Source organism: Agromyces albus, assembly GCF_030815405.1.
Taxonomy (GTDB): domain Bacteria; phylum Actinomycetota; class Actinomycetes; order Actinomycetales; family Microbacteriaceae; genus Agromyces; species Agromyces albus_A.
In genome coordinates, this window is sequence record NZ_JAUSWX010000001.1 from 3,554,349 (window position 1) to 3,572,034 (window position 17,686).

At 67.9% G+C, this 17,686-nt stretch carries 15 protein-coding genes and 1 pseudogene; 3 read left to right on the forward strand and 13 right to left on the reverse strand.

Going from position 1 to position 17,686, the window contains the following annotated elements:
• Positions 1–259: 259 nt before the first annotated feature.
• Positions 260–1,009, forward strand: a complete 750-nt coding sequence (locus QFZ29_RS16855) for a glycosyltransferase (protein WP_306895255.1) — start codon at positions 260–262, stop codon at positions 1,007–1,009.
• Between the two features lie 6 nt (positions 1,010–1,015).
• Here the strand turns inward: QFZ29_RS16855 and QFZ29_RS16860 are convergent, their stop codons facing one another.
• From QFZ29_RS16860 to QFZ29_RS16875, 5 genes and pseudogenes are all read right to left on the reverse strand, one after another.
• Positions 1,016–1,921: a polysaccharide pyruvyl transferase family protein gene (locus QFZ29_RS16860; protein WP_306895257.1), complete on the reverse strand. Its 906-nt coding sequence runs from the start codon at positions 1,919–1,921 to the stop codon at positions 1,016–1,018.
• The gene (locus QFZ29_RS16865; RefSeq protein WP_306895259.1) at positions 1,918–3,108 is read right to left on the reverse strand and encodes a glycosyltransferase family 4 protein; all 1,191 of its coding nucleotides are present in this window, start codon (positions 3,106–3,108) and stop codon (positions 1,918–1,920) included. The genes QFZ29_RS16860 and QFZ29_RS16865 overlap by 4 nt, the downstream gene beginning before the upstream one ends.
• A gap of 3 nt (positions 3,109–3,111) precedes the next feature.
• Positions 3,112–4,110 (reverse strand): CpsD/CapB family tyrosine-protein kinase, encoded by a 999-nt coding sequence (locus QFZ29_RS16870; protein WP_306895261.1) that lies wholly within the window; start codon positions 4,108–4,110, stop codon positions 3,112–3,114.
• Positions 4,111–4,396: 286 nt separating this feature from the next.
• Positions 4,397–4,627, reverse strand: a pseudogene (locus QFZ29_RS20445) (Wzz/FepE/Etk N-terminal domain-containing protein); the annotation flags it as partial.
• A gap of 101 nt (positions 4,628–4,728) precedes the next feature.
• On the reverse strand, positions 4,729–6,114 hold the full coding sequence (locus QFZ29_RS16875; protein WP_306895263.1) for an O-antigen ligase family protein: 1,386 nt from the start codon (positions 6,112–6,114) through the stop codon (positions 4,729–4,731).
• Positions 6,115–6,220: 106 nt separating this feature from the next.
• Between QFZ29_RS16875 and QFZ29_RS16880 the strand changes: the two genes are divergently transcribed.
• Complete coding sequence (locus QFZ29_RS16880; RefSeq protein ID WP_306895264.1) at positions 6,221–7,360, forward strand: polysaccharide pyruvyl transferase family protein; 1,140 nt, start codon at positions 6,221–6,223, stop codon at positions 7,358–7,360.
• Here the strand turns inward: QFZ29_RS16880 and QFZ29_RS16885 are convergent.
• The 6 genes from QFZ29_RS16885 to QFZ29_RS16910 all read right to left on the reverse strand — a co-directional run bounded on the left by QFZ29_RS16885 (position 7,340) and on the right by QFZ29_RS16910 (position 13,765).
• Positions 7,340–8,386 carry a glycosyltransferase family 2 protein gene (locus tag QFZ29_RS16885; RefSeq protein WP_306895267.1) on the reverse strand — a complete coding sequence of 349 codons (1,047 nt, stop codon included), beginning with the start codon at positions 8,384–8,386 and terminating at the stop codon, positions 7,340–7,342. The two genes, QFZ29_RS16880 and QFZ29_RS16885, sit on opposite strands and share 21 nt — an antisense overlap.
• Positions 8,387–8,460: 74 nt before the next feature.
• Positions 8,461–9,471, reverse strand: a complete 1,011-nt coding sequence (locus tag QFZ29_RS16890) for a glycosyltransferase family A protein (RefSeq protein ID WP_306895269.1) — start codon at positions 9,469–9,471, stop codon at positions 8,461–8,463.
• Between the two features lie 81 nt (positions 9,472–9,552).
• Positions 9,553–10,527, reverse strand: a complete 975-nt coding sequence (locus QFZ29_RS16895; RefSeq protein WP_306895271.1) for a glycosyltransferase family 2 protein — start codon at positions 10,525–10,527, stop codon at positions 9,553–9,555.
• Between the two features lie 204 nt (positions 10,528–10,731).
• Positions 10,732–12,483, reverse strand: coding sequence for an ABC transporter ATP-binding protein (locus tag QFZ29_RS16900; protein ID WP_306895273.1), 1,752 nt, complete (start codon positions 12,481–12,483; stop codon positions 10,732–10,734).
• A gap of 161 nt (positions 12,484–12,644) precedes the next feature.
• The gene (locus tag QFZ29_RS16905; RefSeq protein ID WP_306895275.1) at positions 12,645–12,899 is read right to left on the reverse strand and encodes a PqqD family protein; all 255 of its coding nucleotides are present in this window, start codon (positions 12,897–12,899) and stop codon (positions 12,645–12,647) included.
• Positions 12,896–13,765 (reverse strand): nucleotidyltransferase family protein, encoded by an 870-nt coding sequence (locus tag QFZ29_RS16910; protein WP_306895277.1) that lies wholly within the window; start codon positions 13,763–13,765, stop codon positions 12,896–12,898. Before QFZ29_RS16910 ends, QFZ29_RS16905 begins: the two co-directional genes overlap by 4 nt.
• Before the next feature lie 191 nt (positions 13,766–13,956).
• Between QFZ29_RS16910 and QFZ29_RS16915 the strand changes: the two genes are divergently transcribed.
• Entirely contained in the window at positions 13,957–14,916 is a 960-nt protein-coding gene (locus QFZ29_RS16915; RefSeq protein ID WP_306895279.1) for an NAD(P)/FAD-dependent oxidoreductase, read from the forward strand.
• 12 nt (positions 14,917–14,928) lie between these two features.
• On the opposite strand, the gene QFZ29_RS16920 is transcribed toward QFZ29_RS16915, so the two are convergent.
• Together QFZ29_RS16920 and QFZ29_RS16925 are read right to left on the reverse strand one after the other, a co-directional pair.
• On the reverse strand, positions 14,929–15,996 hold the full coding sequence (locus QFZ29_RS16920) for a glycosyltransferase (RefSeq protein WP_306895280.1): 1,068 nt from the start codon (positions 15,994–15,996) through the stop codon (positions 14,929–14,931).
• A 987-nt stretch (positions 15,997–16,983) separates the two neighbouring features.
• The gene (locus QFZ29_RS16925; protein WP_306895282.1) at positions 16,984–17,655 is read right to left on the reverse strand and encodes a TetR/AcrR family transcriptional regulator; all 672 of its coding nucleotides are present in this window, start codon (positions 17,653–17,655) and stop codon (positions 16,984–16,986) included.
• Positions 17,656–17,686: the final 31 nt, after the last annotated feature.

The window sequence follows — 17,686 nt, forward strand, 5'->3', positions numbered from 1 at the left end:
GGGTGCGCAGATGTACCAGGACCAGGTCACCCGTCGCGCTGCGGCCGGGTTGCAATCTGTGGACGATCGCGCTTGGAATGTCCGCCGCCTCGTCGTGCGTTCATTGCGGTCCAAGCTTCCTGGTGACCGGCGATTTCCGGTCGCACGGGTATCGTCGGCGTCGCCAGCGGTACGACGGGCGCTCGGAAGGCTGTTGTACGGCCGCAACACGGTCACGCACCGGATGAACCTCGAACTCCCGCCCGCCCCTGGGATGGACGTGATCACAATTCACGATGTCGTCGCGTGGCGATTCCCCGATGAATCGCTGCCGGTGCCCGCGGCGATCGAGGAAGCGCGGCGAGCGGCGGCGGTGATCTGCGTCTCGGAGTTCAGCGCGCGCGAGGCCGTCGAGTTGCTGGGGATCACGGAGCCGCACGTGGTGCACAACGGCGTCGAGGATCGGTTCTTCGACGCCGACCCGCTGCCCATCGACACCCGTCGATCGCTCGGAATACCCGAAGAGTACGTGCTGCACGCCGGCGGCGCATCCCGCCGGAAGAACCTCGAGGCACTGGCCGAGGCCTGGCCGCTGGTGCATCGAGAACGACCCGGCCTCAGTCTCGTGCTCGCCGGTCCGCCGCATCGACGTCGCAATGAACTCTTCGACGGTATGCCGGGTGTCGTTTTGACGGGGCGCCTGCCTGATGAGGTCATGCCCGGCGTCGTCGCAGCCGCGGGCGCCGTCGTCGTTCCCTCGCTGTACGAGGGATTCGGCCTGCCCGCGCTCGAGGCGATGGCCGCGAACGTGCCGGTCGTCGCCGCGGCGACGAGCTCGCTGCCCGAGGTCGTGGGGGGCACCGGCATCCTCGTCGACCCGACCGGTGCGGGAATTGCGGGCGGCCTGCTCGAGGCGACCCGCGGGGACGCGACCGGTGCCCTTGTCCGGGCGGCGCGTGAACGAGCCGCCCGCTTCACGTGGGAACGGTGCGCCGAGGAGCACGCCCGCGTGTGGGCGTCGCTGGCATGACCACGGTCATGCGCGACCCGCGAGCAACCGGAGCACGTCTCTCGGGAACCGGCCGGGCGAAGCCAGCACCTCAGGCAGCAAAGCCGCCGAGGCTTCGAGCGCATTGCAGGACGCCTCGACGGTCTCCCGCGGCGCAGCAGTCGCCGATGCGAGCATCTCTGCGAGCGAAATCCCGAGCCCGAATCGAACGAACCGCGACATGCCGGGCGTGACCACCGACTCGTAGTCGTGGAACTTGAAGGCGCCGCCGCTGAGCGGTGGATCGAGCGTGGTCCAAACGGCAGGGATCCCGTACGCATCGGCCGTGACCAGTCCGTGCAGGGACGTGGTGATGACGACACCGCTGGCCGCGATCTCGCGAACCACGCGTTCCGCAGACTGATGCACATTCACCATACGCACGCGCTGGCCGGCCGACTCGGCGAGCGCGAGGAACGGCACGTGCGATCGGTGGTGGCCGTGCGGCACGAGCACGACGTCCCATCGCTGCTCCGGCCGCGGCCGGTGACGCGCCACGAGGATCCCCGGGTCGCCGAGCGCAACCACGTCGGGTGCGCCGATCAGTTCTCGCGTCAGGTGTCCGCGCACCGCGAGCACCCGCGCCCGCGGCAGCGGGTGCGGCTCTCCATGCAAGAGGCCGCTTCCCCAGACGACGCCGTCCCAGTCGGCTGGCAGAAACTCCAGGATGCTCCCCACGCCCGCGAGCCGCGCACGGGAGGCGACCCGGTGGATCGGCAATACCCCGTAATTGGGGAGGAGCCACGGCGTGAGGTCGTCACCGAAGTTCGGATGACCGTCCCACCAGTGCGTGGGCACCACGATGCCGCCACGCCACATCGGGCGTCGGGTGGTGGCGACTGCAGCGCGCCTCAACTGCCGGAGTCGTCTCGTGAGTGCCCCGGAGTAGCTCATGCCGCGGCCCCGTCTCTGAGGGGTATCGCGGCGTACAGTTCCTCGTACGCGCGCGCCACGCGCACCCACGTGAACTCGCCGACCCGCGTGCGACCGGCGGCGGCGAGTTGCACCCGGAAACGCTCGTCGGCGCTCACGCGCGAGAGCGCACTACCGAGCGCGACCGGGTCCTCGGGGTCGACCAGGATCGCGTCGACCCCGTCGCGCACAAACTCGGACGCGCCTCCCCGGTTCGTCATGACCAGCGGCGCCCCACTGCGCCACGCCTCGAGCGCCACGATGCCGAACGCTTCCATGCGGCTCGGAACGACCACGGCGAGCGCGACCGACATCGCGCCGGCGACTGCCGCGGCATCCAGTCGGCCCGCGAACTCGACGCGATCTCCGAGGCCGAGCTGCTCCGCCGCCGCCTGCAGGCGATCCCGCTCGGGTCCATCGCCCGCGATGACCAACCGGATGTCGCGAGCGAGCTCTGCTCGGGCGAATGCGTCGATCAGCAGGTCGAAGCCCTTCATGTGGCCCAAACGCCCAACGCCGAGCAGGTACCGACCCTCGGGAGCACCTTCGGGGTCATCCGGAGTTTCGAGGTCAACGCCGTTCGGCACGACTGTGCCGCCGATCAGGCCGTGGCTCGCCCGCAAATCGTCGATGACGAACTGCGACGGAGCGGTGACCGCTGTCGCCGCGGCCAGGGCGCGCCGCAGAGCGAAGCGGAGCAACGCCGAACGCGAGAACACCGCGTGATCGTCGGCGACCGTCTCGCCGTGCGACGTGACGATGAGCGGCAGCTTGAAGCGCCGTCCGATCGCGAGCGCGTAGACGCCGTTCGGGCCGAAGCACTGGACGTGCACGAGGTCGGGCTCGAACCGGCGACGCGCGTCCGCCCAGCGACGCCACGCGGACGGCAGCCGAAGCAGGAACCGGAGTACGGCGCCCGGCGACGCAGCGGGCAGCGGTGTCGGCAGGTAGCGCACGGTCACGCCTTCCACATCGCGGATGCCGAGCGATTCGCCGCGATCGACTGTCCAGACTTCGACATCGACGCCGTCGCTCTTCAGTTGCCGGGCGACTTGGCGCACATGCTCCTCGACCCCGCCGACATACGGTGCGTACGAGGAGCTGACGAGTGCGATACGCGGTCGCGCGACGACCGCTGGATCCGCGGTGTCAGGAGCTCCGTGGTCCACGCGTCACGTGCGGCGCCCACTCCGGCGTGACGGCGCCGCCGGAGTCTCGGCCACGAGGTCGTCGGAGTCGGAGTCGGCGTCGCGCGACGCCACGGCGGGGGTGGGTTCCTCGGCGGGGAGCGCCTCCCCATCCGCCGATGTCGTGTAGTCGCGACGGTACTCATACGAGTAGGCCGCCGCGTCGGCTCCGCGCAGCGGCGCCCGGTTCAGCACGATGCCGAGCGCCCGACCGCGCGCTTTGTGCAAGGTGTCGAGGGCCTTGTCGAGCAGGTCGAAGGTCGTCTTCCGGAGGGTGATCACAACCAGCGCGCCGTCGGCCTGATGGGTCAGCACTGCGCCATCCGTTACAGGCAGGAGCGGCGGGGCGTCGATGATCACGGTCGCGTGCTTGGTCAGTTCAGCGATCAGCGCGTGCATGCGCTCCGAGCCGAGCACCTCGCTCGGATTCGGGGGAACACTGCCTGCCGCGAGCACCAGGAGGTTGCTCGCCTTCGGCGTGTGCTGGAGAACCTCGACGAGAGTTGCCCGGCCCGCGAGTACGTCGCTGAGCCCGGCGCCGCCGGGCAGCCCCATCGTCTTCGCGACCATCGACCTGCGCAGGTCGCCATCGACAAGCACCACAGGGGACCCACCCGCCGCGAGCGTGAGCGCGAGGTTGCACGCGATCGTCGACTTGCCGTCGCCAGGAAGCGGACTGGTGACCACGATCGTCTTGGGCGGGTGGTCGACGTCCATGAACTGGAGGTTGGTGCGCAGCGCACGGAGTGCCTCGGAAACCGCGAAGGTGCCGTTCTTGCCGGTGGACTGGGTCGAAGGTTCGATCAGCCTGGTCTCGTCGTCGAGGCCCGGCACGATCGGAATCGTGCCGACGACGGCGACGCCGGTGCGCTGCTCGACATCGTCTGCCGCCCGGATGCGCCGATCGGACACCGTGCGGATCATCGCGAACGCGATGCCGAAGCCGAGACCGAGAATGCCGCCGACCGACACCGCGGTCTGCACGTCGGGAAAGCTCGGTGATGAGGGCAGCGAGGCCACATCGCCGGGGAAGAACTGTGACGGGGGCGGAGCCCGGGCTGCCGTCACCGTCCAGGCCGTCGATCTCGACCTTCATCGCATCGATCCACGCCTCTGCGAGCGCTCGGGCAGACTCCGGCGACGGGCCCTGTGCGCTGACCTTGATGAACGTCGTGTCGACGGGGTTCGACACCTCGATCCGCTGCACGAGGGCCTCGGGCGTGGTGCTCAGACCGAGTTCTTCGATCGCGTGCTCGGCGACCGTGCGCCATCCCGCGATCTCGAGGTAGGTGGCCACTTTGGACCTGGCCAGCGAGTCGCCGAGTGTCGAGGTGCCGAGATCCTCCACACCGGTCGACGAAACGTAGCCGCTCGCACCCGCGACGTAGACGGGGGTCTGGAGCAGCGTCCAGCCGTATCCCGCGCCGGCGCCGACGATCGTCATCAGCAGGATGGCGATCCAGTGCCTGCGCAGTCCGCGCAGGTAGTCGCGGAGCTCCATGCAACCTCCCTGCTGGCCAAGGAGTTACCGCGGCGCGGCAGACCCTTCCATGGGTAGGGTCCATGGTATGCCAATGGTCCCCGATGTGCGTGCAATCGGGTTCATCGACGCCAGCCGACGCCGGCACTGAATGGCACGCGCCGGCCGAGGGGCACTCGGGTGACGAGCTCGTCAGGCCCCTCTTTCGTGCTTCGCTCATGATCCATCGCGCCCAGACAGATGCCCGCGACCACGAATGGAACCGAGACCTGGACGGCAACCCAGAACAGGTCGAACTGCGACTGCACGAAGCGGCTGAGCAGCACCGCGACAGCCAGGGTGCCGAACCGCGGGTCGACATGCCAGAGCGCGACGAGCACGCCGATCCACATCACGAGGAACCCGATGAGCCCGACGACCCCCGCGGAGGCGAGAACCTCCAATTCTGCCTGCGGCGGCTGGTATGGCAGTTCGCCGGGGTTGTACCAGTAGCGGAGTCCGTGCCCGAAGATCGGCGACTCTCGCCAGAAGTGGTACACCTCGCGGAGCCACTCGACTCGCTGGAACACCGAATTGTGCCGGTTCTGTGATTCGATCTGGTCGACCACCATCGAGATCACGAGCCAGGCCGCGGGGATCAGCAGAAGGAGTACCAGTCGGGAGCGTCCGGTGGTACTCCGGCGCAGCACCGCGACCACGATGGCGGCCGCCAGGCCGATGAGTGCCTGACGGGACTGTGCCACCACGATTCCCGCGGCCATCAGCCCGAACGCGAACCGTGCCCAGCCCTTCGTCCATCCCACCCAGTCGGGGTTGAGGTACGCGATGATCGCTCCGAACGCGAGCACCGTTCCGATGAAATTCTTGTGCATCGAGAACGGCCAGCTCGGTGTCGCCGGACCGAAGTTTCCGACCGCATACTGGAATGCGGCCTCCACGACCGTGAGCATCGCGAATGCGCACGTGGTGAACACGATGAGGGAGAGAGCGAGCCTCGCGTGCCCCGCAGCGCCGAGCGCCCACCCGACGATGAGCGCGCCCGAAACGAGTATCCACGCGTGGAACCACTCGATCGTGTTGAGCGCGTATGGGTTCACGACGACGGTGAACAGCGTGGCGAACTGGTATACGAGATTGATCAGCAGCAGTTGACGCAACGGTTTGCTGTAGGGCCGATGGCCGAGCAATAGTGCCGTGCCGAAGGCAGCCGCGAGCGCGGCATCCGATACTGAGAGGTCGCCCCCGCCGAGGCCGATGCGCTGGGAGATCAGCAGGCCCGGCATCGCGAACAACGCGATGGCGAGAGGCGTCGATGTGGTGAGAACGGCCGCGATGACCAACGCGCCGACGACCACGGCGAACGTGGCGCCGCCCACAACCCCGCGCTCGAGGATGAAATACGTGGCCGTGACCGCACCGAAAGCGGCGAGCACCCAGCGCCACGTGTTCGCCCACAAGTCGGCGATCCGCTCACGCCAGAGTTCTCGGCGCGTGCTCGTCGAAGTCATGCCCGGTCCTTCGGTGTGATTCGGTCCAGTATCGCACCCCACATGCGGTGCGCCATTAGTCTGACTGAATGGGCATCCCATCCGTCCAGCGGCGCGGTCGACCTCGATGATCGACCGCAGGGTGGCGATCGTCACGATCAACGACGACACGAACTACGGCAACCGGCTGCAGAACTTCGCGCTCCAGGAGGTCGTGCGCTCGCTCGGGTGGGAGCCGGAGACCCTCCGGAATCGGCCACCGGCGTGGGAGCGCGCACTCCTCGCTCCGCGGATCCTTGACGATCTCCGTCACGACGCCGTTGGCGTCGCGGGCAGGGCCTGGACTCGAACCAGAGGGCGGTTGGGCCGCGGATCTCCGCAGTCGCCGGCCTTCCTGGAGCAACGACGATCTGCCATCGGAGAGTTCGCCCGCGCACACCTCGCTTCTTCGCCGCATCGCTACTCAGAGATGCCCTCAGATTACTGGGCGGACCGCTATTCCTGCGCCATCGTCGGATCGGATCAGGTGTGGAACCCGACCTACCGACGGGCGCAGGGCATCGACTTCTTGGACTTCGTCGGCGAGTCGCAGCGGATCGCATATGCCGCGAGCTTCGGCGTCGAGCACGTGCAGGGGTTCCTCCGCTCCCGGTACCGCACGTGGCTGCAAGGGATCCCGAACATGTCGGTTCGGGAATCCAACGGCCGCCGAATCGTCGCAGAGCTGACCGGCCGAGACGTCCCCGTCGTCGTGGATCCCACGATGCTGGTGGGCCGGCCCGTCTGGGATGATCTCATCGCGAGGCAGCCACCCATCACCAGCGGACCCTACGCGGTGCGCTTCCTCCTCGGCCGACCGACGCCCGAGCAGGACGCCTGGCTGAGACTCCATGCCGATGACGCCGATCTCGCAATCGTCGACCTGCATGCTCTTGACCAGGAGGCGTTCGCCGACGTCGGCCCCGCGGGCTTCGTCGCTGCGATCTCACGTGCCAGCGTCGTGTACACGGACTCATTCCACGCGGGCATCTTCGCACTGCTGTTCCACCGCCCGATCGTGCTTCGCTCCCGCTTCGCGCGGGATGCGCGCTGGGAGGAGCTCATCTCGCAGCACGGCCTGGCAACCCAGCCGACGGGCGTGGAAGGGCTGCAGAAGCTCACAGATACCGATTGGAAGGCCGTCGAGGCACGACGCGAGAAACTCCGCGCATCGTCGCTGATCTTCTTGCGTGGCGCGCTCGACTCCTCAGCCGGCGAAGCGGGATAACACGGTCGACCGGACTTCGTGTTCGCGCACCTTCGCACCCTGCGCCATCCAGATGCGAGGCGGCTGGCGCAGCAACGCGTGCGCGATCCCGTCAGCGGCCCGCGACATCCCGCACAAGAGCTTGCCGCGAACGATGAGGGCGCGAGCCTCGGCGAGCTTGCGTCGAGCGGTGCGGGCCTGATGTGCTCGCCAGATGCCGCGGATGAGCTTTCGCGTGCCGTCCGATTCGAAGTCGCCGTGGTACACGGCCGCCCAGATCTGACGCGCGCCTCGGACGTTCCGCGCACGGTTCCCCGAGGTGTTTAATGCGTGCCGGCGATACCCGACCAGCACACGATCGACCGGAACGAACGGGCCCTGTTTCGCCAGTCGCACCACGAACTCCCAGTCCTCGGCGAGATATCGGCCGTCGAACCCCCCGGCGGCCTCGAACGCGGTACGGCGCACCAGAAGACAGCTGGGCGGGTACACGAGGTTCGACAGGAAGAGGTGCTCGAACTGCACGTCGGCGGTGCTGTCGCGCGGGACCAGACGTTCACCACGTAGATCCTCACGCCCGCGCATGTGCCGCGGAAAGTCGCCAGGATAGAGCACATTGCCATCACCGTCGATGTACTCGGCGAGTACGAACGCGCCCGCCGCGTCGGGCCGACGGTTGACTGCGTCGACCAAGGCTCCGAGCGCCTCCGGATCCCAGAGGTCGTCGGCGTCGAGGAACACTAGGTACATCGAGTGCCCCGAGGCACGTGCTGCTCCCATGTTCCGGGCCTCCGCAACTCCGAGGAGCGGATTCTGCACCAATTGAACGCGTGGATCCGACAGGTGCGTGCGGACGATGCCCGGTCCGTCGTCGGTCGATCCGTCGTCGACGACGACCACCTCGAATTGGCTATACGTCTGTGTGAGCACCGACCGCAGCGTCTCGTCGATGAACCGGCCGCCGTTGTACAGCGGGATCACAATCGTGACGATTGGCGGCCTGGGGTCAGGACGCCCTCCCACGCCCGTGTCGATCTCACGTGTCATACGAGAAGACTCCCACAGGCGCACGAAAGGAGAACCTGAGCCCGCTGGTCCGCCACCGACACGCGGAGCCTGGACTAGCGTCGCCCACGACGAAGCATCGCCTTCGTCTTGACGAGAGGCGCGGTCGCGACCGTGATTAGGAAGGTGACCGGCGCCCGCGACAACCCCCAGGCCAACTCGCTCCAAGCGTGGTAGTAGTCGCGGCGCTTCAAGAATCGGAACAGCGCTGTACCCGCGAGCCGTGCTTCATTTTGTCGAAATCGCTCAAGTCGTTCGCGGAAGAGCCCTGCTGCCTCTACGTTGCCCCGGCCGACCGCAGCCCAGCGCTGGCGGTCGACCATATCCTCCATAGCATTCCGTCGTAGCAGAGCATTCGAGGGCGCAGTCGATGTCATGTTGTTCGCATGGCGCCGGTAGCCGACCAGGAGCGAGTCGAGGTAAACGAGATCACCTCGAAGCGCGAGCCGAAGGGCGAGCTCGAAGTCGGCAAGGATCGGGATCTCAGAACTGAACCCACCGATAGCCACGAAATCCGACCGACGAATGACGAGAGTCGGTCCAAGCGGCGTGTCCGCCCGTCCACTCAACATCGCAGCCGAGTCGGTCTGACGTGACCTCCAGTCGTCGCCAAAAGGACGCCCCTCATTGTCGATATGCCAGTAACCCGAGAACGTGGCAGGTGAAGTCGGATGCTCAGAATGCGCGCGGAGATGTCGTTCGAGCCGCTCCGGAGCCCACACGTCATCGTCGTCTAGGAAGGTGATGAGTTCGGCCGTCGTTTGCGATACACCAACGTTTCTCGCCACGCCCGCCGTTGCCGATGACTCGATCGTGATCTTGCTCATGCGGTCGTCGCCCTCGATGAACTGCTCGACTCGCTGAGGATGCGGAATGCCGTTATCGACGATGAGCAATTCCCAGTCCCGCATCGTCTGTGCCCGGACGCTTCGCAGCGTCTCCGCGAGATACGGGCTGTCGCGATTGGTCGCCAGCACGATGCTGACAGACGGCGAGCGCCCACCACTCGCGGACGGAGACGCTGCCGACATCGGCGTCTTCCCTTCACTTCTGGCCGCAGCTGGCATTCATCACCTCGTTGCGGCATGCGCAGAATAGCTCGGATTACGGTCGAGTGGAGAAGTTACTGGCCGATCCGCCCCAGTATCTCACTGGTCTCCCGTACCAGCCCGACTGTCCAGCAGACCGCGTATTTCGCGACCTGTTGGATCGTCGCGCTCAGGAGGCAAGGGTTGCCAGCGCGCGGCGCGCGGCAATGCGGCGAGCCCCCATGCCAGACCGATGACCGTGACCCCCAGTCGGCGAATTTTAGCCGCTACCCCGGGGACAGCAGCTACAGACCGGAATTGCCGAATCATCCACCTTCTCAGCATCGGTGAGCCGATGCCATCGGCACGGGCGAGCAGGACCATGTGATTTCGGCGACCGTAGAGCTTGTACCGCGTGTCGAAGCGTGCGCCGCGGACATGCGGCGCAGGCCGATGGTCGACCGCCGCGTCGGGGGCAAATACTGCCCTCGCGCCGATCGCGCGAAGCCTCAGGAAGATGTCAGTATCCTCGCGAAGGGCAGTCCCAGGATAATCATCGCGGAACCCGCCCAGAACGGCGAGCACCGAACGACGGAACGACATGTTCGCGCCGATGCCGTGATCGACATCCACAATATGTCGATCCGGAAGTGACGCGAATCCATCCGTGAGGGTCCCGTCCGGGAGTAATCGCCCGATCGGGAGATGATACAGTTCCTCGCCGGGCACGCCGTTACAGGTGCGTCCTGAGACTGCAGCCACGCTGGCATCGCTGAGGGCCGCCCGGACACCCTCTTCCCAGCCCGGACGAACGACCACATCGTCATCGAGGAAGCTGACGATATCACCGCGCACCCATCTCAAGGCTTCATTGCGTGAGCGAGTCATCCAACCCGCAAGATGCGCCGCGTGGACGTAGACGATCGACGGATCGATCGCATGCACGAGTTCGCGTTGATCCGCCGCGGATGCGTCGACGACGACGACCTCTGTGTCATCGCTGAGCGAGTCCTGAAGGGAGAGCAAGCAACGCACGAGGAACTCAGGACGCTCATATGTCACGATGCAAACACTCAGCCCTGGTTTCCCGCCCATCAGCTCCTCGTATCAGCTCGTGAGCCGATTGTAGCCGCGCTGTGGGGAGCTGAATCACTGACCGGTAGGGCCCGGCGGCGCTCGGCGAGCGCGGTCAGTTAGACTGCGCCATGCGTATCGGAGCGCCGGGGATCCGCACTGAGGGCGGACAGCTCACGTGCTACAAGCCGACGTCGGCTCGCCGGCCCGCAGCGGCAGGGTTAGTCAGTCGAGTTCGCCGAGCTCGACCAAGCGGGCGAAGTCGGGACTCTGCGCCCGAACTTCCTCGAAGGTGCCCTCAGCCTCTATCTGGCCGTCCCTGAGGAACACGAGCGTGTCGGCGTGCCGCACGGTCGACAGGCGGTGCGCCACGATCACGATCGTCAGCGTGCCCTGCAGCGTGCCGAGCGTCTTGGCGATCTCGTGCTCGGTGACGTTGTCGAGCGCTGATGTCGCCTCGTCGAGCACGAGCACGCGGGGCCGCCGGTAGAGCGCGCGCGCGAGTCCGATGCGCTGCCGCTGCCCGCCCGAGAGCCGAACACCGCGCTCGCCGACGACCGTGTCAAGCCCATCGGGCAGTTCGGCCACGAGGCCGTCGAGCTGCGACATCCGGATGACCTCGCGGACCCGCACCATGTCGACGTCGTCGCGCGCGACGCCGAACACGATGTTCCTGATGAGCGTGTCGTTGAGCAGGAATACGTCCTGCGGCACGACGCCGAGCCCCGCGTACCACCCGGCGAGGTCGTCGGCGATGGGCCGGCCACCGACCTCGACGGAGCCCTCCGTGGGCTGGAGCAGGCCGAGGACGATGTCGAGCAGAGTGCTCTTGCCGGCGCCGCTCGAGCCTACGAACGCGGTCGTGCGGTTTTCGGCGATACCGAGCGAGATCCCGTGCAGAACATATTCATCGGAGTCGGGGAATCGGAAGCTCATGTCGCGCAGCGTGATGCCGCCCGAGAACCCCTCCGAGTTGCGTGGCAGTTCGTCGTGCAGACCGCCGGCGGCGAGTTCGTCGACGGCCGCCGAGACGATCCCCAGACCCGCCCGCCCGGTCCGCACGGTGGCGAGATTGGCGGCGACGCGGTTCATCGCCGGCAGCGCGCGGAGGGACGCTGCGGCGAATACGCCCAGCACCGTCAGCGCCGCGGCGGGAGTGCTTGTGGTGAACAGGATCGCCGAGATGCCCATGATTGCGACGACGAATCCGATCTCGAGCAGGTACCGCGGCGCGTCTGCCAGGATGCCCATGACGCGCGAGGCCCTGGCACGCTTCAACCTTGCCGCACGGAACCCGTCGATGAATGCGTTCGCACTCGATGTCAGGCGGGCCTCTCGGAAGCCGTCCAGTCCGGGCAGGAGGAACTGCCAAGCCTCGAGCCCGGCCGCGGCGAGCTCCTCGCCGATGCGGTACTGCCGGCGACGCAGCAGCATCTGCACGCCGAATACCAGCACTCCGAAGAGCACGACTGCGAAGAGCGTGACCGCGGGCGACGTGAGCGCGAGCACGCAGGTGATCGCGAGGAGTACGATCGCGTCCGAGGCGGTGCTCACAATCCCGAGCAGGACGCTCGCGGACTGGACGGTCGCATCGTTGATGTTGCGGTACATCTCGCTGATGCGGCGCAACCGGTGGTCGGCGTACGGCGCGAGCGCGTACCGGCGCGCGAGCTCGGCGGACGACAGCGCGGAGATCCGGGTCGTCCGGCCGAGCAACCACCACCGGAATGCGATCGCGCCGACGCTCTTGAGGATGAACACGAGCGTAATGAACGCGGCCACGACGGGGATCAGCGTGGATAGGTCGGTTGTCCCGAGCTGCTCCGAGAGCCATTCGACGAACCAGCTCTCGGTGTCGCCGGTGAGCAGCTGCGTGAGCGGCACCATCGCAGCTACGCCGATCGTGTCGAGCGCCGCGAGCACGAGCGACGCGGCGACCGTCCCGATGAGCCACCGCTTCGGGTCAGCGCCGGCCATGTCGAGCATCATGCGCAGCTGTGAGGTCAGACTCCGGCCGCGTCCGCTTCGTGCCATCTGTTCCCTCCGCACCTCGCCCTCGATCTCGGGAGGGCGGGCCTCACGGCATCATAGCCGCGCGAATGCACAGCTCGTGGCGTGGGGGGAGCGCGGTCTCTGCGCTACTCCAGCAGCCCGCGCGCCACGAGGTCGGCCACGAAGTCCTCGACGTCGGCGCGGATCGCGTCGGGCGCGGCATCCGTCGCCTCGGCCACGCGATCGGCGGTCGACTCGCGGTCGCCCCCGCAGGCCTCGCTCCAGATCAGCCCGGCGATTCCGTCGAGCACGACGATCGGGCCGTCGGGCAGGCGCGCCGCGTAGACGGTGCCGTCGTCCTCGACGATCCCGACGCCGCCCGCCTGCCGCAGACGGGTCATCGTCGCGCTCCCGTCTGACGCAGGCCGAGCCATACCTCCCGGAGGGCACGGGCCGGGCGTCGGAAGAACTCACTGACGACCTCGGAGCGAGTCGGCGGCCGCCCGAGTCGGTGCGCGAGGTGGTCGACGTTCACGAACAGCGCGCGGACCCCGACGCGTATTGCTGTCCCGAGGCTCGGGGCAGCGCGCAGGCGTGCCCACCACTCGGCCGAGCGGGCCCCGCCCTCGGAGACGATCTTCCATAGCCGGTAGTCCCGCTCGCCACGGTGCTCTTCAAGGCCGCCGGTAGCTGCGGCGAAGGCGACATGGGCGCCGAGCTCCGAGACGAGCGACTGCATCTCCGCGCGGCGCTCCTCGGAGGCTTCGTGCCAGACCACCTGAACATCGGGCTTGGTACGCATCGTCGAGCGCGCCGCATTGAGCACGAGCAACACGCCCTGCGCGGGCACGCTCGGAACCTGGCATCCGATGCCGGCGATCTCGATCTCGTGGCGGCCGGTCCAGAACACGTCGAACGCGCGCTCGGGCTCGAGCCGGATGCCCGGGAAGAAGCGGTGGATGTCGATGTAGCCCCACGCGTGGTGGAGGTAGGTCTGCGCGTGGCCGAACGGCGAGCCGTAATCGAACGTGCTGTAGAGGTGCCATCCGTGCCGCCGCATCGCCCGATCGAGCGTGGCGATGTGCGCCGGCCGCACCAGTACGTCGACGTCGCTGCCCATGTAGCCGCCGGGCCGCAACGATGGTTCGACAGCAGCCCCCTTGATGTGGAGTAGTTCGACGCCGATTCGATCGGCGAGATGCTGCACAGCCGCATGTCCGAACCGCAGGCGCACGGAAAGGGGCACGCTTACCTGGGATTCGCTCACGCCCGCTGCACCACCTCTTCGATCACCCTACCGAGTCGGCGAGGTGCGCGTCGCGGCGGACGCGCTCCGCGCCGCCCACCTTCACGAGGTGATCGTGGGCGAGGACGACTTCGGGCACGGCTTCCCCTCTCGCGGTGTCGCGTCTGCGGCATCTTACGCCCGGGAGTGACGCCTCCTGACATAGTTGACGCATGCACCGGTCCGAATGGGACGTCATCATCGTGGGCGGCGGTAGCGCAGGCCTCAGCGCCGCGCTGATGCTCGGCCGCTCGCGCCGCCGCGTACTCGTCATCGATGGCGGCGAGCCGCGCAATCGCTTCTCCGCGCACATGCACGGCGTGCTGGGCCATGACCACTCCCCGCCGCTCGACCTGCTCGCCGCCGGGCGCGCCGAGCTCACGCGCTACGACGACGTCGTCATCGAGTCAGGCACGGTCGTCTCAGCGACCCCGCTCGACGTCGATGACATCGGCTTCGACGTCGTGCTCGAGACCGGCGAACGCCATACGGCACGACGAATGCTCGTTGCCACGGGCCTGCGAGACGAGCTCCCCGACATCCCCGGCCTCACCGAGCAGTGGGGCCGCAATGCCGCGCTGTGCCCGTACTGCGACGGATGGGAGGTGCGCGACCGCCGCATCGCCGTCATCGCCACGGACGCGGCGAACACCCACCAGGCACAGCTGATGCGGCAGCTCTCGCCACACGTCACGTTCTACTCCCAAGGAGTGAGCCTCCCAGATGCGGCACGCGTCGGGCTTGAGGCACGCGGCATCGCGATCGAGTCGCGCACGGCCGTGGAGGTCGTCGGCGACGAGAGGGGCGGCCTCCGCGGCATCCGCCTCGACGACGGAACCGAGCACGACGCCGACTCGATCTTCGTCGCCCCGCGCCCCGTGCCGAACGACCGCCTGCTGAGCGATCTCCGCGCGCGCTCCATTCGCCAGAACGGCGTCAACTGGGTGCTCGTCGACGCGTCGGGTCGCACCAACGTGCGCGGGCTCTGGGCTGCGGGCAACATCGCGACCGCTCAGTCGTCGGTGCCCGTCGCGATGGCGGCCGGGAACCTCGCGGGCAGCGACATCAACGGGGACCTCGTCGAGGAGGACGTTCGCGAGGCGGTCGTCGCGAGGCAACGGGACAACGGCTGACCTGGGATTCGCTCACACCCGATGCATCACCTCTTTCATCACTCCAGCGAGACGAGCGAGGTGCGTGTCACGACTGAATCGATGGGCCCAGGCTCGGCAGGCGCCGGCGTCGAGGTCTCGTGCGCGGAGGATCGCGGTCGCGAGTGCCTCCGGCGTGGCGGATGCCGCGTGGAAACCGTTGACACCCGGCCGCACGGTCTCGAGGTAGCCGCCCAGGGCGATCGTGGCGGCGGGCGTACCCTCGAGCGACGCCTCGAGCACCGTGAGGCCGAAGTCCTCCCGGCCCGCCCCGACGACGACGGAGGCGCGCTGGTACACCCAGCACAGCTCGGCATCCGTCACGCGACCCAGCGCGTAGACGCCCTGCTCGGGTGCGTCGAGCACCTCGGAGCCGGCGCCGACGATGACGATCGGCAGGCCGGCCATCGTCGCGGCATCGACCGCGAGCGGCACGTTCTTGTATCCGCGATCCCGCGCCACGATGACCACGAACTCATCGGGCAGGCGCCGCGCCGGTGGCCTGGCCTCGCGAGCGACGGGCTCCACCGGCGGGCTCACGACGACCGAGTCGAGGCCGTAGGCCGACCACATCCGATCGCGGGTCACGAGCGAATTCGACAGGATGGCGTCGGCGCGGCGCATGGCGTCGAGATCGCCCCGTCGCAACAGCGGCGTGCTCGCCTTGAGCCCGGCCCGGCGCAGGGGACTCAGCCGCAGCCGGTAGTCCTCCGCCGCGTAGAGCCAACGGGCAGCACTGTGCACGTAGACCACGTGCGGGATCTTGAATTCGAATCGATGCGCCCAGCCGCTGCTGGAGACGAGCGCGACGTCGCCGCCCGACACCACCGTGTGCTCCGCGATCGAGGGGAGCGTGGGCAGCATCCGCTCCACCTGGTTCGCGAGCGACCGAGGGATGCTCGAGCGCACCTCCATGTGCCGGAAGTCGTCGAACGTGTCCTCCGGCGAGTACGCGAGCGTGACGACGGTATGCGCGCTCAGTGCTTTCGCCCACTCGGCGACGACGCGTTCGGCGCCACCGATCTGGGTAAGGTAGTCGTGGGCGAGGATGATCTCGGGCACGGGAATCCCAATCCCGCGAAACCTTGAGACGACACTGCAGATGGGTCGGGTAACAGGGGTAGCTCGGGTACGTCGAGCTGGCTCGGGTACGTCGAGCTGGCTCGGGTACGTCGAGCTGGCTCGGGTACGTCGAGCTGGCTCGGGTACGTCGAGCTGGCTCGGGTACGTCGAGCTGGCTCGGGTACGTCGAGCTGACTCGGCACCGGAGACCGGGAAATCGGGTAAATGGGTGATGGGGCGGTTGAACCGTGGCTCAGGCGAACCGTGGCTCGGGCGACCCGGGTTCGGTGAATCACGGTCCGGGTGAACCGTGGTTCGGGTGAATCACGGTCCGGGTGAACCGTGGTTCGGGTGAACCGGGTAATCGGGTAAATCGGGTATTCGGGTGTTTCGGGTTTGCAGTGCGATCGGGTATCGCGTTTGGCGGCATACTACGCCGCGATGGTGGCGCCGCCTATGGGGTGTTTTGGCGTCGTGGCCCGGAATCTCGCGGATGTCGGGGAAGCTGTCCCCCGAATTGGGTGGGCTGCGAAGCCCGTCATCCGCTCCGTCCGCGACCGAGACGTCACAGTGGGGCCGACGGAGCGGTCAGCCCAGCCCGGGTCGCTCGAGCGCCGCAAGCGCTCGGGCGAGTGCGTAGCGGGTCCGTCCGGCGGGCGAACGCGGGTCGTATCCCCAACTGGCCCGTGAGGGCATCGAGGCGTGCCTGCCCGCTCGAATGGTGCCATGCAGAGCACGGATGCCGTAGCGCGCACACTGCCCGCATCAGCGAGGGTCTCGAGCACGAGCCGCGAGCGCTCCTCGAGCACGTCGAGTGCCGCGGCATCCGGATGCGGCTGTCGGTGGCTTCCGCGACGAGAGGAGCGCGCGGAGCGGCGCCGCGAAGGTCGGCATGATCGCGAAGGACCACCCCGTCGTGGCCGTGCTGCCCCCACAGGCAGACGAGCATGGCTGACATGGATGCCCCGGGCCGCTGACCCTCGCGGATCAGCGTGGCGCCGCGACCGCTTCGTCGTCGACGTCGCGCAATCGGGCGATCACCTCGGCCAAGCCGCCGAGTGACGTGAGGCGGTCGGCGAGGCCGACGCGCGCGAAGCGGTACGGCGTGTTCGAGCCGTGCATGACCGAGCGGGTGTTCGCCGCGTCGAGGAGCGCCGTGCACTCGAAGGCGAGCTGCTCGGCGTCGTTGAGCTCGGGCAGTTCGCCGAGCTCGATCGCGAAGCGGAATGAGGCGGCGAGGTAGCCGCTCCAGTCGTCGAGCGCGCGCTCGAGGGCGTCGCGCACGTCGCCCGGCTTCGAATCGAAGTCGGCCGCCGCGGCCGCGAAGAAGCAGCCCCCCGGGAACACACGGTCGCGCGAGTAGGCGATCCAGTTGTCGAGGAGCGCGACGATTCGGCCGAGGCCGCGCGGCTCGGAACGCGCCGGCTCGATCACCGAGGCGACGAAGCGCTCGCGTGCCGCCTCTACCGTGGCGAGCTGCAACCGCGCCTTGCTGCCGAAGAGCGTCGCGACCCCACTCTTGCTCACCGAGGCGGCCGTTGCGAGGCGGCCGATCGAGAGCCCGTCAAGGCCTTCGACGGACGCCAGGTCGGCCGCGCTCGAGAGTACGGCGCGCCGTGAGGCGTCGCCGCGCAAGCGTCGGCCATCAATTTCCTCCATGCTCTTCAGTTTACGCACGATCGTTCGTATA

Bases quoted from the DNA above. Each gene is read 5' to 3' on its own strand.
- QFZ29_RS16860 (WP_306895257.1), bottom strand. From the start codon at position 1,921: ATGAGCTACTCCGGGGCACTCACGAGACGACTCCGGCAGTTGAGGCGC.
- QFZ29_RS16875 (WP_306895263.1), bottom strand. From the start codon at position 6,114: ATGACTTCGACGAGCACGCGCCGAGAACTCTGGCGTGAGCGGATCGCC.
- QFZ29_RS16880 (WP_306895264.1), top strand. From the start codon at position 6,221: ATGATCGACCGCAGGGTGGCGATCGTCACGATCAACGACGACACGAAC.
- QFZ29_RS16885 (WP_306895267.1), bottom strand. From the start codon at position 8,386: ATGACACGTGAGATCGACACGGGCGTGGGAGGGCGTCCTGACCCCAGG.
- QFZ29_RS16890 (WP_306895269.1), bottom strand. From the start codon at position 9,471: ATGCCAGCTGCGGCCAGAAGTGAAGGGAAGACGCCGATGTCGGCAGCG.
- QFZ29_RS16895 (WP_306895271.1), bottom strand. From the start codon at position 10,527: ATGGGCGGGAAACCAGGGCTGAGTGTTTGCATCGTGACATATGAGCGT.
- QFZ29_RS16900 (WP_306895273.1), bottom strand. From the start codon at position 12,483: ATGGCCGGCGCTGACCCGAAGCGGTGGCTCATCGGGACGGTCGCCGCG.
- QFZ29_RS16905 (WP_306895275.1), bottom strand. From the start codon at position 12,899: ATGACCCGTCTGCGGCAGGCGGGCGGCGTCGGGATCGTCGAGGACGAC.
- QFZ29_RS16915 (WP_306895279.1), top strand. From the start codon at position 13,957: ATGCACCGGTCCGAATGGGACGTCATCATCGTGGGCGGCGGTAGCGCA.
- QFZ29_RS16925 (WP_306895282.1), bottom strand. From the start codon at position 17,655: ATGGAGGAAATTGATGGCCGACGCTTGCGCGGCGACGCCTCACGGCGC.